Source organism: Mycetocola sp. Y171 (assembly GCF_056713165.1).
Genome location: NZ_JBWYGX010000002.1, coordinates 409,968 through 427,768 on the forward strand (window position 1 = coordinate 409,968; position 17,801 = coordinate 427,768).

Annotated in this window: 19 protein-coding genes and 1 tRNA gene; 16 read left to right on the plus strand and 4 right to left on the minus strand. The window is 66.2% G+C overall.

Annotation, left to right across the window (positions count from 1 at the left end):
• Positions 1–142 precede the first annotated feature (142 nt).
• From AC1M2K_RS11605 to serA, 4 genes are all read left to right on the plus strand, one after another.
• Positions 143–928: a copper homeostasis protein CutC gene (locus AC1M2K_RS11605; protein ID WP_480241095.1), complete on the plus strand. Its 786-nt coding sequence runs from the start codon at positions 143–145 to the stop codon at positions 926–928.
• Positions 929–992: 64 nt separating this feature from the next.
• Positions 993–1,457, plus strand: coding sequence for a hypothetical protein (locus AC1M2K_RS11610; protein ID WP_480236955.1), 465 nt, complete (start codon positions 993–995; stop codon positions 1,455–1,457).
• A 1-nt stretch (position 1,458) separates the two neighbouring features.
• Positions 1,459–1,812 (plus strand): hypothetical protein, encoded by a 354-nt coding sequence (locus tag AC1M2K_RS11615; RefSeq protein ID WP_480236954.1) that lies wholly within the window; start codon positions 1,459–1,461, stop codon positions 1,810–1,812.
• A gap of 89 nt (positions 1,813–1,901) precedes the next feature.
• Complete coding sequence (gene serA, locus AC1M2K_RS11620; RefSeq protein ID WP_480241096.1) at positions 1,902–3,494, plus strand: phosphoglycerate dehydrogenase; 1,593 nt, start codon at positions 1,902–1,904, stop codon at positions 3,492–3,494.
• A gap of 65 nt (positions 3,495–3,559) precedes the next feature.
• Here serA and AC1M2K_RS11625 read toward each other — a convergent pair whose 3' ends face one another.
• Together AC1M2K_RS11625 and AC1M2K_RS11630 are read right to left on the minus strand one after the other, a co-directional pair.
• Positions 3,560–3,808, minus strand: a complete 249-nt coding sequence (locus AC1M2K_RS11625) for a DUF6458 family protein (RefSeq protein WP_480236952.1) — start codon at positions 3,806–3,808, stop codon at positions 3,560–3,562.
• A 106-nt stretch (positions 3,809–3,914) separates the two neighbouring features.
• Positions 3,915–4,469, minus strand: coding sequence for a TetR/AcrR family transcriptional regulator (locus AC1M2K_RS11630; RefSeq protein ID WP_480241097.1), 555 nt, complete (start codon positions 4,467–4,469; stop codon positions 3,915–3,917).
• A 102-nt stretch (positions 4,470–4,571) separates the two neighbouring features.
• On the opposite strand from AC1M2K_RS11630, the gene AC1M2K_RS11635 reads away from it, so the two are divergent.
• From AC1M2K_RS11635 to AC1M2K_RS11675, 9 genes are all read left to right on the plus strand, one after another.
• Positions 4,572–6,101: an MFS transporter gene (locus AC1M2K_RS11635; RefSeq protein WP_480241098.1), complete on the plus strand. Its 1,530-nt coding sequence runs from the start codon at positions 4,572–4,574 to the stop codon at positions 6,099–6,101.
• 66 nt (positions 6,102–6,167) lie between these two features.
• Positions 6,168–7,223, plus strand: a complete 1,056-nt coding sequence (locus AC1M2K_RS11640; RefSeq protein WP_480241099.1) for a 3-isopropylmalate dehydrogenase — start codon at positions 6,168–6,170, stop codon at positions 7,221–7,223.
• A 24-nt stretch (positions 7,224–7,247) separates the two neighbouring features.
• Positions 7,248–8,369 carry a branched-chain amino acid aminotransferase gene (locus AC1M2K_RS11645; RefSeq protein ID WP_480241100.1) on the plus strand — a complete coding sequence of 374 codons (1,122 nt, stop codon included), beginning with the start codon at positions 7,248–7,250 and terminating at the stop codon, positions 8,367–8,369.
• A 21-nt stretch (positions 8,370–8,390) separates the two neighbouring features.
• Entirely contained in the window at positions 8,391–8,891 is a 501-nt protein-coding gene (locus tag AC1M2K_RS11650; protein WP_480241101.1) for a hemerythrin domain-containing protein, read from the plus strand.
• 32 nt (positions 8,892–8,923) lie between these two features.
• On the plus strand, positions 8,924–9,682 hold the full coding sequence (locus AC1M2K_RS11655; RefSeq protein WP_480241102.1) for a fumarylacetoacetate hydrolase family protein: 759 nt from the start codon (positions 8,924–8,926) through the stop codon (positions 9,680–9,682).
• A gap of 5 nt (positions 9,683–9,687) precedes the next feature.
• Positions 9,688–10,941 carry an MFS transporter gene (locus AC1M2K_RS11660; protein ID WP_480241103.1) on the plus strand — a complete coding sequence of 418 codons (1,254 nt, stop codon included), beginning with the start codon at positions 9,688–9,690 and terminating at the stop codon, positions 10,939–10,941.
• Positions 10,942–10,952: 11 nt separating this feature from the next.
• Positions 10,953–12,473, plus strand: coding sequence for a glutamate--tRNA ligase (gene gltX, locus AC1M2K_RS11665; protein ID WP_480241104.1), 1,521 nt, complete (start codon positions 10,953–10,955; stop codon positions 12,471–12,473).
• Positions 12,470–13,399, plus strand: coding sequence for an NAD(P)/FAD-dependent oxidoreductase (locus tag AC1M2K_RS11670; RefSeq protein ID WP_480241105.1), 930 nt, complete (start codon positions 12,470–12,472; stop codon positions 13,397–13,399). The genes gltX and AC1M2K_RS11670 overlap by 4 nt, the downstream gene beginning before the upstream one ends.
• Positions 13,400–13,456: 57 nt before the next feature.
• A tRNA-Gln gene (locus AC1M2K_RS11675) sits at positions 13,457–13,528 on the plus strand.
• Positions 13,529–13,796: 268 nt separating this feature from the next.
• On the opposite strand, the gene AC1M2K_RS11680 is transcribed toward AC1M2K_RS11675, so the two are convergent.
• Positions 13,797–14,780: a tyrosine-type recombinase/integrase gene (locus tag AC1M2K_RS11680; protein WP_480241106.1), complete on the minus strand. Its 984-nt coding sequence runs from the start codon at positions 14,778–14,780 to the stop codon at positions 13,797–13,799.
• Between the two features lie 212 nt (positions 14,781–14,992).
• Entirely contained in the window at positions 14,993–15,232 is a 240-nt protein-coding gene (locus AC1M2K_RS11685) for a helix-turn-helix domain-containing protein (protein WP_480241107.1), read from the minus strand.
• Positions 15,233–15,936: 704 nt separating this feature from the next.
• On the opposite strand from AC1M2K_RS11685, the gene AC1M2K_RS11690 reads away from it, so the two are divergent.
• The 3 genes from AC1M2K_RS11690 to AC1M2K_RS11700 all read left to right on the plus strand — a co-directional run bounded on the left by AC1M2K_RS11690 (position 15,937) and on the right by AC1M2K_RS11700 (position 17,680).
• The gene (locus AC1M2K_RS11690; protein ID WP_480241108.1) at positions 15,937–16,284 is read left to right on the plus strand and encodes a hypothetical protein; all 348 of its coding nucleotides are present in this window, start codon (positions 15,937–15,939) and stop codon (positions 16,282–16,284) included.
• Entirely contained in the window at positions 16,285–16,641 is a 357-nt protein-coding gene (locus tag AC1M2K_RS11695) for a hypothetical protein (protein ID WP_480241109.1), read from the plus strand.
• Between the two features lie 310 nt (positions 16,642–16,951).
• Positions 16,952–17,680: a hypothetical protein gene (locus tag AC1M2K_RS11700; protein ID WP_480241110.1), complete on the plus strand. Its 729-nt coding sequence runs from the start codon at positions 16,952–16,954 to the stop codon at positions 17,678–17,680.
• Positions 17,681–17,801 lie beyond the last annotated feature (121 nt).

Consider the following 17,801-nt stretch of genomic DNA (forward strand, 5'->3'; position numbering starts at 1 on the left):
TCGAAGTCCTTCGCGACGGGATCGAACGGAATGACCGTCCTCGCGGACGACGTTACGGCATCCGTTTCGCCTGGACCGAGTGCCGCATGGGCGGACGGTGTCTGCGTGTGCGGAGAGGGCCGACGCCGTGTAGGTTCGCGTCATGGATTCGACCCGCGCCCGCGTTCCCGCCCACGCCGGAAGCCTTGCCGTCGAGATCGCCGTGCAGAGCGTGGAGGGCGCCCGCATCGCCAGGGAACACGGGGCGACGCGGGTCGAGCTCTGCCAGGGACTCGTGCTCGGCGGACTCACCCCGTCCGTCGGAGCGGTCGGCGTCGCCGTGGCGGATGCTCGCGCGGCGGGCGCGCAGGACGTCCACGTGCTCATCCGTCCCCGGCCGGGCGATTTCGTCTTCTCGCGCAGCGACAGGGACGTGATGGAACGGGACATCGACGAGTTCGGACGCTTGGGAGTGGCGGGAGTGGTGATCGGCGCCCTCACCGAGGACGGGTCGCTCGATCGACCCACCATCGAGAGCCTCGTCGCCGCGGCGGGGGACCTGACCGTCACCTTCCACCGGGCGATCGACATCGCGGTGGGCGCCGCATCGCTCGTGTCAGAGCTCGCGGAGCTGGGTGTGCACCGGATCCTCACCTCGGGGCGCGCCGCCTCTAGTGCGGACGGACTCGACGTCCTCGCCGAATTCGTGCGCGAGTCGGCGGGGCGGGTCGAGATCATGGCCGGAGGGGGAGTGACCGTCGAGTCGATCCCCTCGCTCGCGTCGATCGGCGTCGACGCCGTCCACCTCTCCGCCCGCGCGGCCGCCGGCAGAACATTCGGCAGCGGCCCTGGCGGTGGCGATGACAACCACGACGTGACGGATGCCGGCACCGTCGCGCGCGCAGTGTCCGCCGCGCGAGAGAGCACTTACGCACCCAAAAACCCCTGATCGGGTCGTTTTGGGTGCCTAACTGCGATCTCGCAGAGTTCGGGCGACCGGTACGCTGGCAGTCATGAGTTCGGATCACCCAGACGACGACGCCCTGACCTGGGCCGGAGATCCGGAGCCCACGCCACCGCCCGCGCGCGGTGCACAGGCGCCCGCCACGCCCCCGGTCGCCGGTGGGTGGAAGGTCGTCGGCAAGCCCGGCCGTGTCGCTCCCGAGCCCGCCGATCAGCGACAGGGGCAGATGAGCTCGGTCGCCCTCGTCGCGTTCGGGATTATCGCCGGCATCTACCTGCTCTATTCGATCGGCTGGCTCATCGCCGCCCAGCGGAGCACCGCCGCCCCGACCGACATCGTCGGCGCTGCAATGTACACCGTCGGGTTGTGGTTCGCCGTGCTCGCGCCCGCACTCTGGATCGCGGCGACGTTCTGGGTGACCAGGGCGTCACAGTCGCTGCGTGCGCGGTTCATCGCCCTCGTCGTCGGCGCCGTCGTTCTGGCGCCGTGGCCCTTCATCGTCGGGGTGAGCTGACATGACCGAATCCACCGTTCCCGCCGCCCGCACGGCTACGCCGCGCTGGCTCACTCTCACCCTCGCCATCCTGTTCGGGCTCCTCTTCGCTTACGACGTGTGGGAGGCGGTCGGTAACCTCGCCGGGGTCAGTCTCATCGCAACTGGCCTGGAGACGAGCATCAATGCCGTCGGCTGGGTGGTGCTGATCATCGGCATCCTGCTTCCTGTCGCCGTCTTCGCCCTGGCCTTCCAGCTCGGCCGGAAACGGGACGTCCTCTCCCAGGTGTTGCTGTACCTCGCCGGTCTCGGCACGGTCGCTGCCGTTTCGCTCAGCCTGCTTGCCCTGTTCGGGGTCGGAGCCGTGCTGACGTAACACCCGCATCGGGTCGAGTAAAGTTGGAGCACGTGCGTCCCGACGGCTGCGACGCCCGGCCTCCCCGTTGCCAGCAAAGGATGTCCCCTGTGTCAAAACCGGTCGTACTGATCGCCGAAGAACTCTCGCCAGCAACCGTCGACGCCCTCGGGCCCGATTTCGACATCCGCCAGGTGGACGGCACCGACCGGCCGGCACTGCTCGCCTCGCTCGCTGACGCGCACGCCATCCTCGTCCGGTCCGCCACGACGGTCGACGCCGAGGCCCTCGCCGCAGCACCGCAGCTGAAGGTCATTGCACGCGCAGGCGTCGGTCTCGACAACGTCGACATCAAAGCGGCCACCACCGCCGGTGTCATGGTCGTCAACGCCCCCACGTCGAACATCATCTCGGCGGCCGAGCTCACCGTCGGTCACATCCTCAGCCTCGCCCGTCACATCCCGCAGGCGCACAACGCCCTCGCCCAGGGCCAGTGGAAGCGGTCGAAGTACACCGGCACCGAGGTCTACGAGAAGACCGTCGGAATCATCGGACTCGGCCGGATCGGCGCCCTCATCACCGCCAGGCTCCAGGCCTTCGGTACGACGATCGTCGCGTACGACCCCTACGTCACGAGCGCTCGCGCCCAGCAGCTCGGTGTTCAGCTGGTCACCCTCGACGAACTCCTCGAGCGCTCAGATTTCATCACCATCCACATGCCGAAGACGCCGGAGACCACCGGCATGATCAGTACCGACCAGTTCGCCCTCATGAAGCCGACGGCCTACATCGTGAACGTCGCCCGTGGCGGCCTCATCGATGAGGATGCTCTCCACGAAGCGCTCATCACCGGAACCATCGCCGGAGCAGGCCTCGACGTCTTCGTCTCCGAACCGCCGACGAACGACGCGCTCCTCGGTCTGCCGAACATCATCGTGACACCGCACCTGGGTGCGTCGACCGACGAAGCGCAGGAGAAGGCCGGCGTGTCAGTGGCCCGTTCCGTGCGGCTCGCACTCGGCGGCGAACTCGTCCCTGACGCGGTCAACGTGGCCGGCGGCGTGATCGACCCGTACGTGCGCCCGGGTATCCCGCTGGTCGAGAAGCTCGGCCAGATCTTCGCCTCCCTCGCGCACTCGCCACTCACGAGCGTCGACGTCGAGGTTCACGGTGAACTGAACGACTACGACGTGAGCGTGCTCAAGCTCGCCGCCCTCAAGGGAATCTTCACGAACATCGTCAGCGAGACGGTGTCGTACGTCAACGCGCCTCTGCTCGCCGAACAGCGCGGCATCGTCGTGCGTCTGATCACGGACAGCTCGAGCGAGGAGTACCGCAACGTCATCACGCTGCGCGGTGCGCTCAGCGACGGTTCGCAGATCTCGGTCTCCGGCACCCTGACGGGCACCAAGCAGATCGAGAAGCTCGTCGAGATCAACGGTTACGACGTCGAGGTGCCGATCGCGAAGCACCACATCGTCATGCTGTACACCGACCGCCCCGGAATCGTCGCGGTCTACGGTCGTCGCTTCGGCGAGGCATCCATCAACATCGCCGGTATGCAGATCGCCCGCCGCGAGGCCGGGGGACAGGCGCTCAGCGTCCTCACCGTCGACTCGCCCGTTCCCGACGCGATCCTCGAGTCGGTCCGGTCGGACATCGACGCGACCGTTCTCCGTGCGATCGAGGTCACAGAGCAGTAACCCGCCGATCGAAACGAAGAGGGCCACCGCGGAATGCGGTGGCCCTCTCGTCGTTCCTGCGTGGTCTAGAGAGTGTCGTCGCGCTCAGCAGTGTTGATGCGAGCCCCTGTGGCCGGGTCGACGCCGCTGCGGGTGGTCGTGACCGAGCGGCGCTTCCGTGTGAGGAGCGCGATGCCGATGATGACGACGACGAGTCCGGCTCCCATGAGGATCCAGCCGACCAGGTCGAGGTCGATCCAGTCCACGGTGATGTTGAATGCGAACGTGAGGATCGCACCGACGGCGAACAGAAAAATTCCCAAACCAATACTCATCGTGATTGCTCCCTTTCTGGTGGACATCCACTAGATGTCTGGTGAGATCACACTATGGGCTATTCCCCTCGCGGTGCTAGGGATGCCGTTTTCCGGAGTGTCGGCCTCAGTCTGTGGTAGGCGAGAGCCGGCCGATCATCTCGATCAGGCGGTCGAGCCCTTCCTCCGACGTGTCGGCGGGATCCGGGGTTCCCATCCCCATCAGGGCCGAGTTGTAGTACAGGCCGTCGCTGATCAGCACGACAGCCCTGGCGAGGGTCGCGTCACCGACGGCCTCGGTCACGATCTCGAGCCACCTGTTCCTGATGGATGCGAGTGCGTCGCCGGCACGCGGATCCGAAGTCTGAGCCAGGCGGGCGGCCGCGATGAGGGCACGGTCGAATGCAGAGCCGACGTTGACGGACGTGCGGACCATGTAATCGACGACCCCGGCAGGAGCGGCACGCATCAGCGTCACATCCGCTTCGGTGAGTTCAGTCAGGCGTTCGATCAGCCCGGCGGTGAGAGCGTCCTTCGAACCGAAGTGATAGAGCAGCCCGCCTTTGGACACGCCTGCCCTGGCGGCGACGGCATCGAGGGTCGCTCCGCGCTCACCGGACTCGATGAGGAGGTCTTCGAAGGCGACGAGGATGCGATCGCGGGCGGTTTCGGTGCGCGTCATGCGGCCATCGTACCGAGGAGGGGAGGGGCTCATATTGCCACTATACCGTCCAGTCGGTATAGTGAAAGGATCAACCATTCGTTCCACCCGCAAGGACCTCCTGTGACTCTCCCCGTTCTCGGCGCCCGCCCCGAGACCTCTACCGACCGTGTCGGCGTCCGAGGCTGGGTGGCTCTGGCCGTCCTCATGCTGCCGGTGCTGCTGGTCTCCGTCGACAACACGGTGCTCAACTTCGCCCTCCCGGCCATCTCCGAAGCGCTGACCCCGAGCGGCACATCGCTGCTCTGGATGATCGACATCTACCCGCTCGTCCTGGCCGGTCTCCTGGTCTCCATGGGCAGCCTCGGCGACCGGATCGGGCGCAAGAAGCTCCTCCTCATCGGTTCGGCCGGCTTTGGCGCCGTGTCGGTCGTCGCCGCGTTCGCTCCGTCGATCGAGCTGCTCATCGCCGCCCGCGCTGCCCTCGGCTTCTTCGGCGCCATGCTCATGCCGTCGACCCTCTCACTCATCCGCAGCATCTTCCGGAACCGTGACCAGCGCCGCCTGGCGATCGCGGTCTGGGCGAGCGGATTCGCGGCCGGCAGCGCGCTCGGCCCGGTCATCGGCGGCATCCTGCTGGAGCACCACTGGTGGGGTTCCGTCTTCCTCATCGCCGTTCCTGTCCTCCTGCCCCTGCTCGTCCTGGCGCCGTTCCTCGTGCCGGAGTCACGCGACCCGAACCCGGGCAAGCTGGACCCGACGAGCATCATCCTGTCGCTCGTCACCATGCTCCCCGTCGTCTACGGCATCAAGCACGCGGCCACCGACGGTTTCGACCTCCTCGCAATCGCCTCCATCGTGGTCGGCCTCACCGCTGGCGTCCTGTTCGTGCGCAGGCAGCTCCGGCTCGAGACTCCGATGCTCGACATGGCGCTGTTCCGCCAGCCCGCGTTCAGCGGTGCCGTGCTCATCAACCTGCTCAGCGTCGTCGCGCTCGTCGGCGGACTGTTCTTCGTCTCCCAGCACCTGCAGCTCGTGCTCGGTCTCTCCCCGCTCGAGTCCGGACTGGCGCTCGTGCCCGGGCTGGTGACCATGATCATCGCCGGGCTCGTCATCGTGCCGATCGCCGCGCGGGTGCGGCCGGCGGTCGTCGTTCCGGTCGCCCTCGCGTTCTCAGCGGTCGGCTACGGTGCGATCGCCCTCACCGGCGGTGACGTGTCCGCCGTCGGAATCGCGATCTGTTTCGTCGCCCTCGGGCTCGGGATCGGTGCAGCAGAGACCGTGTCGAACGAGCTGATCCTCGCCAACGCCCCGATCGACAAGGCCGGTGCGGCATCCGCGGTGTCGGAGACGGCGTACGAACTGGGTGCGGTGCTCGGCACCGCGACCCTGGGCACGATCCTCACCGCCAGCTACCGGAACGCCGTCGTGCTGCCGAGCGGTCTCAGCACCGAGCAGCAGCATGCGGCATCGGAGACGCTCGGTGGGGCGATCTCCGTGGCCGGGGAGCTCCCGGCGACCGCCGCGACACAGCTCATCGACTCGGCCAGACTGGCCTTCGACAGCGGTGTCGGCCTCGCCGCCTGGATCGGGTTCGCCCTCATCGTGACCGCAGGGATCGTTGCAGCCGTCTCCCTCCGCCGCGTGCGGTAGCCGGTGAAACGCGCGCAGTAGGCTGGACGGGTCTGAAACCCACACTCTCTCGAAGATGGAGCGTCCATGTCGCGTCAGGTCAAGCTTGCGGTCATCCCCGGCGATGGGATCGGCCCCGAGGTCATCGCCGAAGCCGTGAAGGTACTGGATGCCGTCACAGCGGGCAGCGATGTCAGCTTCGACAAGACGCAGTTCTCCCTCGGTGCCGCGCGCTTCCTCGAGACGGGCGACGTGCTCACCGACGAAGACCTCGCCGCCATCAGCTCGCACGACGCCATCCTTCTCGGTGCCGTCGGGGGAGTGCCAGGGGACCCTCGACTCGCTCAGGCGAACATCGAACGCGGACTGCTGCTGAAGCTGCGGTTCTCACTCGACCACTACGTCAACCTCCGGCCGACCCGCATCTACCCCGGGGTACCCAGCCCGCTGTCCGACCCCGGTGACGTCGACTTCGTCGTCGTGCGCGAAGGCACGGAGGGTCCGTACGTCGGGAACGGCGGAGCCATCCGGCAGGGGACAGAGCACGAGGTCGCCAACGAGGTCTCCGTGAACACGGCATACGGTGTCGAGCGGGTCGTCCGGTTCGCGTTCGCGAAGGCATCCGAACGCCGCAACAAGCTGACGCTCGTGCACAAGACGAACGTGCTGACCTTCGCAGGCAGCCTGTGGCAGCGAATCGTGAACGCCGTGGGAGCCGAGTTCCCGGCCGTCACCGTCGATTACCTTCACGTCGACGCTGCGACGATCTTCCTAGTCACGGATCCTGCTAGATTTGACGTCATCGTCACGGACAACCTCTTCGGCGACATTCTCACCGATCTGGCCGGCGCAATCAGCGGCGGCATCGGACTGGCGGCCTCCGGCAACATCAACCCGGACGGCACGTTCCCGAGCATGTTCGAGCCGGTTCATGGTTCAGCTCCCGACATCGCCGGACAACAGGTCGCAGACCCGACCGCCGCCATCCTCTCCGTGGCGCTCCTGCTCGAGCACCTCGGCCTCGCCGACGAATCGGCAGCCGTCACCCGCGCGGTCACCGCAGACATCGCCGCCAGGACAGGCGGTTCCCGCTCGACGGCAACGGTCGGGGATGCGATCGTCGCAGACATCGGCGCACACTAGATCTCAGCACCCAAAGGAACGAACATGACCCTCGCAACAGGAACAGGCACAGACTCCTTCCCCCTCGCCTTCGAGCAGCGTCCGACGGCAGACGCGGTCGCCGAGGCGCGACGCGAGGAGATCCTCGCCAACCCCGGGTTCGGCAAACACTTCACCGACCACATGGTCGCCATCGACTGGACCGTCGACGAGGGCTGGCACAACGCCCGCGTGCAGCCGTACGGTCCGCTGCAGCTGGACCCGGCGTCGTCGGTGCTGCACTACGGCCAGGAGATCTTCGAGGGGCTCAAGGCCTACCGTCATGCCGACGGATCGGTGTGGACGTTCCGCCCGGGCAAGAACGCCGAGCGGTTCCAGCGGTCGGCCCGGCGCCTCGCGCTGCCCGAGCTGAGCGTCGACGACTTTCTCGAATCGCTCCGCCAGATCGTCGCAGCCGACCTCGACTGGGTGCCCTCCGGCGACGACACGAGCCTGTACCTCCGGCCGTTCATGATCGCCAACGAGTCATTCCTCGGCGTGCGTGCAGCCCAGAAGGTCGGCTACTACGTGATCGCGAGCCCGGCAGGCGCCTACTTCTCCGGCGGTGTGAAGCCGGTGTCGATCTGGCTGTCGACCCAGTACACCCGCGCGGGTCGCGGTGGCACCGGTGCGGCGAAGTGCGGCGGCAACTACGCGGCATCCCTCCTCCCGCAGCAGGAAGCAGCCGAGAACGGTTGCGCCCAGGTTCTCTTCCTCGACGCCGAAACCGGCACCCACATCGAAGAGCTCGGCGGCATGAACATCTTCTTCGTGCACAAGGACAAGCGGATCGTCACGCCCGAACTGACCGGCAGCATCCTCGAGGGTGTCACCCGTGACAGCATCATCCAGCTCGCCGAGGACCGCGGGTACACCGTCGAGCAACGCGCTGTGACGGTCGAGGAGTGGCGTGCAGACATGGATTCCGGCGAGATCACCGAGGTGTTCGCCTGCGGCACCGCCGCCGTCATCACTCCGATCGGCGAGCTCAAGACCGCCGAGTACTCGATCGGCGCTGCAGACGCAGAGCCCGGCGAACTGACCATGTCGATCCGCCAGGAACTCACCGACATCCAGTACGGCCGCGTCGAGGATCGGCACGGCTGGCTGGTCCGGCTCGACGCCTGACGCATCGCGACGAATCACATGGTGGACGGAACATCACCCACCCGACCGGTGTCGGGTGACGGTGCCCGCGCCGTCAGGTGGGGCGATGAACTGCGGGCCGTCCACCGGCGCCTGCGTGATGCGCTCGAACTCGCGCGGGAATCGCTCGAGGGGGCAGATCCACCTGGCGATCCCACTGCGGATCTCCTCGTCTACTGCCGGGGTTTCTGCGCCGCGCTCGATGGTCACCACCGGAGCGAGGACTCCGCACTGTTCCCCGAGATCGTCGCCGCCCGCCCGGACCTTCAACCGGTGATCGCCAATCTCCGCCAGGATCACAACATGATCGACCATCTCATCCAGGGCCTCCGCGCGGCGATGGACCGTGGGTTGAGCGCTGACGAGCAGCTCGCGCACCTCGATGGCATCGAAGCCGTGATGGAAACACATTTCCGCTATGAGGAACGCCAGCTGATAACGGTGCTGGATGCCGTCGTCGAGACCTCGGCAGACCGGAACCGGCTGTTCGGCGAGATCGCCTGACGCTCGCGAGACACACCGGCTAGGCTCGACTCGTGAAAATTGCGCGATTCAGTCATGACGGTGCCATCAACTTCGGAATCATCGACGAGTCCGATCTCGTCGTGCTCGCCGCAGACCCGATGTTCGGTGGTTTCGAGACCACCGGCGAGCGGGTCGCCCTGGCGGATGCGGTGCTCCTCGCCCCGGTCATCCCACGGTCGAAGGTGGTCTGCGTCGGTAAGAACTACGCCGACCACGCCAAGGAAATGGGCGGAGAGGCCCCAGCCGAGCCGCTGCTCTTCCTCAAGCCGAACACGTCGGTGATCGGGCCCAGCGACCGGATCGTGCTGCCCGCCATCTCCGAACGGGTCGAACACGAGGGTGAACTCGCCGTCGTGATCGGCTCTGTGGCGAAGAACGTCCGCCCTGAGGATGCCGAGAGCGTCATCTTCGGCTACACCATCGGCAACGACGTGACCGCACGCGACCTCCAGAAGAAGGACGGCCAGTGGACGCGGGCGAAGGGCTTCGACACGTTCTGCCCCCTCGGCCCTGTCATCGACACGGAGTTCTCCTTCGACGGCGCCACGATCGAGACGCGCGTGAACGGTGAGGTACGCCAGCACGCGCCACTGTCTGACATGATCCACTCCGTCGCCGACATCATCGCCTATGCGTCGGCCGTCTTCACGTTGCTCCCCGGCGACGTGATCCTCACCGGCACTCCCGCGGGTGTCGGTCCCATCGTCTCCGGAGACACTGTCGAGGTCGCCGTCTCCGGACTCGGCATCCTCCGCAACACCGCCGTCTGACGCGGATGACCGCCAGCGGACTCGAGGAGGCGGAGCTCGCCGCCCTGCAGCGACGCACCGTCTGGCTCCTGTCTGCCGGTCAGGTACTCGGCGGGTTCGCCATCGGCGCCACGCTCTCGCTGGGCGCCCTCCTCGCCGCTGACATCTCCGGCTCGGACGCGTGGTCCGGGATGGCCGCAACGATGTCGACTCTCGGCGCGGCCATTGCGGCGATCCCGCTGGCCCGACTCGCCGTTCGCCGCGGACGGAGGGTCGCGCTGAGCACGGGGGCGCTGGTCTCCGCGCTCGGTGCCGCGCTCACCATCGTGGCGGCATCCGTTCGCAGCTTCCCTCTCCTGCTGCTCGCCCTCGCCCTGATCGGCACCGGCGCCGCTGTCGGCCTGCAGGCACGATTCGCCGCCACAGACCTGGCCACCGACCGTACCCGCGGCCGTGACCTCTCGATCGTCGTCTGGGCCACTACCCTCGGCGCGGTCGTCGGCCCGAACCTCCTCGAACCGGGAGACGCTGTCGGCCGGATCTTCGGGCTCGTGCCGCTCAGCGGCCCCTTCCTGTTCGGCATCACCGCCCAGGTGCTTGCCGCAGCCGTCTACCTGCTCGCCCTCCGGCCTGACCCGCTCCTCACGGCGCGGGCGCTCGGCGCAACGGCGGATGCCTCGGCGAAGCCAGCGGTGGCCGCCCACGAGTCCCGCGCGAGGGAACGCTTCGCGATCCTCACCGTGGCGCTCAGCCATGCGACCATGGTCGCCGTGATGTCGATGACGCCGGTGCACCTGCTGCACCACGGGGCGACCCTCACCATCATCGGGCTCACCATCAGCCTGCACGTCGCCGGCATGTTCGCGCTGTCGCCCGTCTTCGGCATCCTCGCCGACCGGCTGGGCCGGATCCCGATCATCCTGCTCGGCCAGGGACTGTTCGCAGCCGCGCTCGTCACCATCGCGATCGGCGCCGAGGCCACCGCTGCGGTCACCGTCGGGCTCATCCTGCTCGGCCTCGGCTGGAGTGCGTCGACCGTGGCCGGTTCGGCGCTCGTCACCGAATCGACGGCTCCGCTCCGGCGGCCGCGGGTGCAGGGCATCACCGACACCTTGATGAACCTGTCCGGCGCCGTCGGGGGAGCACTCGCGGGGCCGACGCTCGCCCTCATCGGCTTCGGCGGACTGGCCGTCGCCGGCAGTGGTTTCGTCGCTGTCGTCGTGGTCGGTGCCGTCGTCGTCTCGCGGCGGCCACCGACCCTCGTGCCGCGCAACGGCTAGGATTGCCGGTGATGTCAACCGCAACTTCTTCCCTCTTCTCAACGGCCACCGGCAGCGACGTTCGCGTCCGATTCTGCCCGTCTCCGACCGGTACGCCTCACGTCGGGCTGATCCGCACCGCCCTGTTCAACTGGGCATATGCGCGGCACACGGGAGGCAAGCTGATCTTCCGGATCGAAGACACGGATGCCGCCCGCGACAGCGAGGAAAGCTATGGTCTGATCATCGAGGCCCTGCGCTGGCTGAAGCTCGACTGGGACGAGGGCGAGGGCGCAGGGGGAGACCACGGGCCGTACCGCCAGTCACAGCGCTCGGACATCTACCGCGGCGTGATCGACCGGTTGATGGAGGCCGGGCACGTCTACGAGAGCTTCTCGAACGCCGAGGAGATCGACGAGCGCAACGCCGCCGCCGGCCGGCCCAAGCAGTTCGGTTACGACAACTTCGACCGCGACCTCACCGACGAGCAGAAGGCCGCCTACCGTGCAGAAGGCCGCCAGCCCGCACTGCGGCTCAAGGTTCCGGACACCGACCTCAGCTTCGACGACCTCGTCCGCGGTGAGATCACTTTCCCGGCCGGTTCGTTCACCGACTTCGTCGTCGTGCGCCCCAACGGGCACCCGCTCTACCCGTTCGTGAACCCGGTCGACGACGCGCTGATGGGGATCACCCACGTGCTCCGCGGAGAGGATCTCCTGCCGTCGACCCCGCGCCAGATCGCGTTGTATCACGCGCTCATCGACATCGGGCTGACCACCTTCGTTCCCCGCTTCGGCCACCTGCCCTACGTCATGGGCGAGGGCAACAAGAAGTTGTCGAAGCGTGATCCGGAATCGAACCTGTTCCACCACCGCGACCGCGGGTTCATCCCCGAGGGCCTCGTCAACTATCTGGCCCTCCTCGGCTGGGGGCTGTCCGCCGACCGCGACGTGTTCTCGCTCCACGAGATGGTCGCTGCCTTCGACGTCGTCAACGTCAATCCGAGCCCCGCGCGGTTCGACCTCAAGAAGGCCGAGTCGATCAACGGAGACCACATCCGCCTGCTCGATGTCGCCGACTTCGCCGAACGAACGATTCCGTATCTCGTGACCGAAGGCGTCCTCACTGAGCCGCTCAGCGATGACCAGCGCGCGATTCTCACCGCGGCGGCGCCGCTCGTGCAGGAACGCATCGGCCTGCTCGGTGAAGCGCCGGGGATGCTCGGCTTCCTCTTCACGGATGCCGCAGGCATCGAGTACCAGGACGACGCGCTGAAGAGCCTCCCGCAGAACGCCGACGAGGTGCTCACGGCATCCGTTGCTGCGCTCGATGCGATCGCCGACGCGGACTGGAACCACGAGAGCGTGCAGGCGTCCCTCGCCGCGACGCTCATCGAGGGACTCGGGCTCAAGCCGCGGATCGCCTACGGCCCACTCCGGGTCGCCGTCTCCGGTCGCCGCGTCTCGCCGCCGCTGTTCGAATCGATGGACATCCTGGGCAAGACGGACACGCTTGCGCGTCTGTCGCGACTGTCGGCGCACCTGGCCGCATGACCGCGCCGGTCGATGTCGTCGTCGTCGGCGGGGGACCGGCCGGCCTTTCGGCTGCCCTGAACCTGGTCCGGGCGCGCCAGCGCGTGCTGGTGCTCGACGGCAACCGCCCGCGGAACGCGGCCACCCTGCACTCGCACGGATTCCTCACCCGCGACGGTGTCTCGCCGCTTGAGCTCCGTCGGATGGGCCGCGCTGAGGTTACGTCGTATTCCGATGCAGAGGTGCAGTTCGCCCTCGTCGACAGTGTGACGGCGGTTGACGGCGGATTCCGCGTCACGGCATCCGGAGTGCGTGGTGCTCCCGACCGTGACGTCACCACGACGCGCGTGCTCGTGGCTGCCGGGCTCCGCGAAACATTGCCGTCGATCGGCAACCTGCGCGCCTACTATGGCACCGCCCTGCACAGCTGTTACGAGTGCGACGGCTACGAGAAGGCCGGCGAGGCGCTGGCCGTGATCGGAGAAACCGACGACCTCGTCGAGCGTGCCCTGATGGTCGCGGTGTGGAGCGACGACATCATCGTCTTCACCAACGGGGTCGGAACCGTGACCGACGACGACGAACGGATGCTCGCTGCGCGCGGCATCCCGGTGGAGCGACGCGTCGTGGCCGAGATTGTCGGCGACCGGGGTGAGCTCACCGGCCTGCGACTCGAAGATGGTGAGGTCGTGCCGCGCACTGCCGGTTTCGTGCGACCGCGCTGGACAGCCGCACTGGACTACCTCGACGCCCTGGGCGCCGACACCGACGAGGACGGCCTGCTCATCGTGGACGTCGCCGGGCGCACGTCGATTCCCGGCCTATATGCCGCTGGCGACATCACTCCGCCGGGGCCTGAGCAGCTCATTGTGGCCGCGGGGGAGGGCGCTCAGGTGTCCGCGACGATCATCCGTGACACGGTCTTCGCTGAGGCCCGCTCAATTTGAGAGTGAGCCGCCGGTAGGCTACAGTTGACACTCGGCCGGGGCAATGCTTTTGGCCATTGGGGTATGGTGTAATTGGCAACACGGATGATTCTGGTTCATTTGTTCTTGGTTCGAGTCCAGGTACCCCAGCTCATGAAATCTCTATACGACGAAGTTGGCCCCGGGAAACCGGGGCTTTTTTCTTGCCCTCGCCCCGGAATCATGCGGAAGTTCATGTGATCTCTATCCGGGGAACGCTGCGGCGGACGTCAACATTGTCATCGGTTGTCATCCCAGATCACCGGGTTGCATCTGCATATTGCTGGAATAAGTCCGGAATTGCTCGGGAATACTTCTGGATTCGGGTACAGAAAAAGCCCCGCCGGTCATATGACCAGCGGGGCTTTTGGTTGTCGGGCTACCGGGCGAACCTCTCAGTGATGGACCGGGCGTCCGGGGCCACGTTGTTCTTCTCGACGTAGCTGATTTCGGTGGTTGCCCGGTGCTTGTGGCGGAGGAGCGCCTGGGCGCCGTCGAGACCGAACTGCGGGTCCCGGTATGCGAGGGTTCCGATCGTCCGGCGCGCGGAGTGGGGAGTCACACAGGCGAATTCAGTGTCTGCGAGCGCCTCCCTCATGGTCCTTCTGGTGTTGTTCAGATTCAGCGGCTTCCCAGGGGAGCCCTTCCATTGGCCCGTGTGGAAGAGGAGCCCACCCTCACCGGGCTTCTCCATCCGGCGGCGGAGGATATCCAGCGCGTAGTCCGGCAGCCGGACGGTGACGAGGTCCTTGGGCTTCGTGTTCTCTTGGACGATGTACCCGCCCGGGACGACGACGTTCCCCTCCTCATCCTTCTCTGTCTCCTGATAGACAACCGTTGCGTGGACGAATACGGTCCCATTCTCGAGGTCCACATCCTGCGCGCGGATCGCGGCGGCCTCTCCGGGCCGGAGACCGTTGGCGGCCAGCTGGATGAGGAGGAGTTCTCCGAGGTCCTCGTGGAGCTTCCTGGTTTTCGGTCCACCGCCCCGCTCCTTTTTGGCGTGGATGGTGATGAGGTCGAGAACCTCCTGCACGCCTTCGAAGCTGAGGGCGCGGGTCTGCTTCTTCCCGCTGTCGTCGATCCGGATGCCGGAGTCCACTGTCGGGTTCTGCCCCGCCCAGCCCTTCTCCATCGCCAGCTGCATCGCGCCGTTGAGGACAGCGCGCGCCGTCCGCTTCTCACTGGCGGTAGGGACCTCCTTCATGAATCCGACGAACCTCGGCTTGGTGAGCTCCCTCAGCCGGAGCAGACCGATCTTCGGGGTGATGGTGTTCTTGATCGTCGAGCGGTACCGGGAGCGGGTCTGGATGGCTTGCGTCATCTGTCCCGCGAAGATTCCGCACAGCTCCTCGACGGTCATCGAACCGTCTCTCTGGTTGACGCCGCCTGCGACAGCCAGGGCTTCCTGGAGGGCCACACGGGCCTTGTACTCGGTCGGGGCGCTCCGGGTGATGACGGAGAAGTCGCCGGTGCTCGGGTGACGGTAGGACGTAGTCGCCCTCCACTTGCCGGTTGGGAGTTTCTTGGTGCTGATCTTCCCGTGCTGGCCGAGGTTCAGCGGGGGCCGGCCCTTCATGAGACAACCAGCTGGTTGTCGATGAACGAGCGGACGTCCTCACCGCGGAACCGGACGTTGCGGCCGATACGTACGGGACGGATGGGGAACCGGTCCTGCGTCAGCATGTTCCGGAGCCCGCCGGGGGTGATGCCGAAGTACTCAGCAGTCCCTTCGACGGTCCACAACGGTTCGGGGGCGAGGGCGGTGATCTGGGTTGCCGGCGCCGTGGGGCGGGCGGGTGCTGTCTTGCTCAATCGGTTTTGCTCCTTCGGTGAGGCGGGATGCCTCTCGAATTTCTCTATGCACGCGAGGTGAGACCGGGTGACAACTTCGCGTGCCCGCGAAGTTGTTACCCGGTGATGCGGTGCCATGCCGGGCCCGCATCTCGTAGTCAGAGCCAGCGCAGCGCCTTCCCACACTCTGTCCATGCGCGGCTTGAGCCAGGATTTGCGCGGGTGTGCTCGCAGGAGCTTCTGCCCAGCGTCCGACACGGCCGGCTCGACGAGGCCCAGGCGCTCGAGGTGTCGCTGTGTGACCGCTCGAATGTCGGTACCGCGGGAGGACGCCCGGTAGGTAAGCGAGTTCTCCGGGGACACGAACCGGCTCGTCACGCGCCAGAGGCCCGTCCCGCTGATCGTGACCATCATGTTCACCGGTGCGCCCTTCTCTGGGATCGGGGGAGCGTCCAGAAGGCGGCGGGGGAGCCGGCGGTGCTTACTTCGAGTGGTCGGGGTCGGGTAGGTCATGAGCTCTGTTTACGGTCGGTGGACCCAGATAACCGGGGTTTCATCCTCACCTTCACTGCCCAGCGTTGGTGAGGATGAAGCCCCGGTTCGGGCTTCTACCCAGTTCATGCGCGGCACCTCAAGTCTTTTGCGCAGTCGTCGAAGGAAACTTGGCAATGCGCATCGAAAGTCGGTTGCCGCCCATAGACCGAGAGACAAGAAGGGAGGGGTCCATGTACGTTTCGTACGGCACGTTGCCGCCCCTGAACCCTGGGCGCTTCATTGCGACCGACGAGGCCCGCCGTCGATGGGACATCGATTTCGGACGCTGGCCGTTCGTAGCGATCGTTGCCAGCAAAGGCGTCACGGCGGAGCGCCTGGAGATCGGCTGGGTTCAAACGGTGGCTGTAGGCGAAGAGCTTCGTCTGATCACCTACGTCGGTGAGTACTTGGTCTCTGAACAGCTCACGAGCCTGCGGCTCTTCCAGCCCTCCGCGGGCCGACGTGAACCGCCCCTCCCGGTATGGATGCGTGAGGACTTCATGAACTACGACGCCGACGGCGACATCAGCTTCGACTGAGTGAGCGTCACTGGCGCACGAGAGGATGAGCGCATGAAAACGGTGCTACTGATGCGGATCACCTTTGAAACGCCCTGCGGCACCCGAGTGGACCTCGACTTGGTGAACTTTCGGATGCGGGTGCTTCCCGGTGAAGACGAGGAACCCGAGCCCTTCGGCGCGAACTTCGTCGAAATTCACCGGCTGTACTCCGATGCGATCGGTAAGCACTTTCGTGTGATCCTGGCGAACGAGGGCCTGACCGGCTACATCTCTGCCACGCCGATCGCTGCCATCGTGGCCACAGACGTTCCCGAGGATGAGCTGCCACCGTTGCGCGTACGTCGGTGGACCCGCGATGGTCCTGTGGCGGATTGACCGGATCGACGTACCCACGACAAAACTCTCCGCTCCTGCACGATGGCATGGAGCGGAGGGTCGTTCGGCATATCGGTCGCGGGCGACGCCCTCCAAAGGAACCGGGGCGGACGCTCTAGTGCGTTCGGCCCAACTGGGACACCGGCAAGCAAGAGGTCCTGCTAACGTCACCAACATGGGACTCACTCGTTCGGGGAACGCTCAGCGGGACAGGTTACGGAGACCCACGCCCTTTGGTGTCTATGTCAGCCACTTTGGGTGGAGCCACGGAGCAGCGGTGTGGGACGGTGGAGTCATGAACAGTGAGCGCATGGCGCAGTTGGGCCCGGTGGAAGTTTCGATTACCGCCTTGGACGGCGACGGCGAGCCTTTACGAAGCTTTCTAGATCCTCGGCAGCTGGACGTGCCTTCTGAGTTTGCAGGCTCAGGAGCTCCGCACTCGGGATGGCGGGTCCTGCCGACCTCACTTGACCGAGAGGACCGGATAATGCTTGGTGCTCCGCTCCAGGCCGGGCACTGGTTTTTGGGCCAGCTGACAAAGCATGACGACCAGTGGAACTTCTCCTTTCACGGCCCCGTTTCACGCCTCCCATCCCGGGAAGAACGCCGCGCGAGTCTGAAGCTGAGGTGGCCAGAAGCAGCGGCGGACGCGTCAGTGGATCATTTGTTCATCGACGTGCTCAACACGTCAACCGAGCGTTGGACCGCCACCCCGGTGGACGACTTTCACACGGTCGGCATGCTGGTCGCGGCGAGTGGCGATGTAGAAATGCCAGAGGGGTACATGTACGCGTATGTCGGCGGGCAGAGTCCGGCATACATTCTCGATCCCGGCGAATATGCTCGCGTCCACGTCGATATTCCCGCGAATAGAGTCATAGACGCCGGCGTAGGTCAGCACCTCGTACACGCGGCGATACCATCCATAAACCTGGTCACCGAGCTCCCGCTGACTATTACCATCACCCACGACGACATAGACAGGGTCAATCCATCCCAACGTCCGCGGCCGCCGAGACCACCGCATCGGAGACGATGACATCGTCGGTGACAAGGGTCTGCCCTTGCAACGCTGGACCGCACCTCAAACGGAACCCTCAACGGCAACTATTTGCTGGCGTTCATGTCTGGCCGATCGAAGACCCAGCCGAGCTGGCACG

Coding starts and splice junctions, on each gene's coding strand:
- AC1M2K_RS11640 (WP_480241099.1), top strand. CDS start 6,168: ATGTCGCGTCAGGTCAAGCTTGCGGTCATCCCCGGCGATGGGATCGGC.
- AC1M2K_RS11605 (WP_480241095.1), top strand. CDS start 143: ATGGATTCGACCCGCGCCCGCGTTCCCGCCCACGCCGGAAGCCTTGCC.
- AC1M2K_RS11610 (WP_480236955.1), top strand. CDS start 993: ATGAGTTCGGATCACCCAGACGACGACGCCCTGACCTGGGCCGGAGAT.
- AC1M2K_RS11630 (WP_480241097.1), bottom strand. CDS start 4,469: ATGACGCGCACCGAAACCGCCCGCGATCGCATCCTCGTCGCCTTCGAA.
- AC1M2K_RS11625 (WP_480236952.1), bottom strand. CDS start 3,808: ATGAGTATTGGTTTGGGAATTTTTCTGTTCGCCGTCGGTGCGATCCTC.
- AC1M2K_RS11690 (WP_480241108.1), top strand. CDS start 15,937: ATGTACGTTTCGTACGGCACGTTGCCGCCCCTGAACCCTGGGCGCTTC.
- AC1M2K_RS11645 (WP_480241100.1), top strand. CDS start 7,248: ATGACCCTCGCAACAGGAACAGGCACAGACTCCTTCCCCCTCGCCTTC.
- AC1M2K_RS11670 (WP_480241105.1), top strand. CDS start 12,470: ATGACCGCGCCGGTCGATGTCGTCGTCGTCGGCGGGGGACCGGCCGGC.
- gltX (WP_480241104.1), top strand. CDS start 10,953: ATGTCAACCGCAACTTCTTCCCTCTTCTCAACGGCCACCGGCAGCGAC.
- AC1M2K_RS11660 (WP_480241103.1), top strand. CDS start 9,688: ATGACCGCCAGCGGACTCGAGGAGGCGGAGCTCGCCGCCCTGCAGCGA.
- AC1M2K_RS11615 (WP_480236954.1), top strand. CDS start 1,459: ATGACCGAATCCACCGTTCCCGCCGCCCGCACGGCTACGCCGCGCTGG.
- AC1M2K_RS11700 (WP_480241110.1), top strand. CDS start 16,952: ATGGCGCAGTTGGGCCCGGTGGAAGTTTCGATTACCGCCTTGGACGGC.
- AC1M2K_RS11680 (WP_480241106.1), bottom strand. CDS start 14,780: ATGACCGTCGAGGAGCTGTGCGGAATCTTCGCGGGACAGATGACGCAA.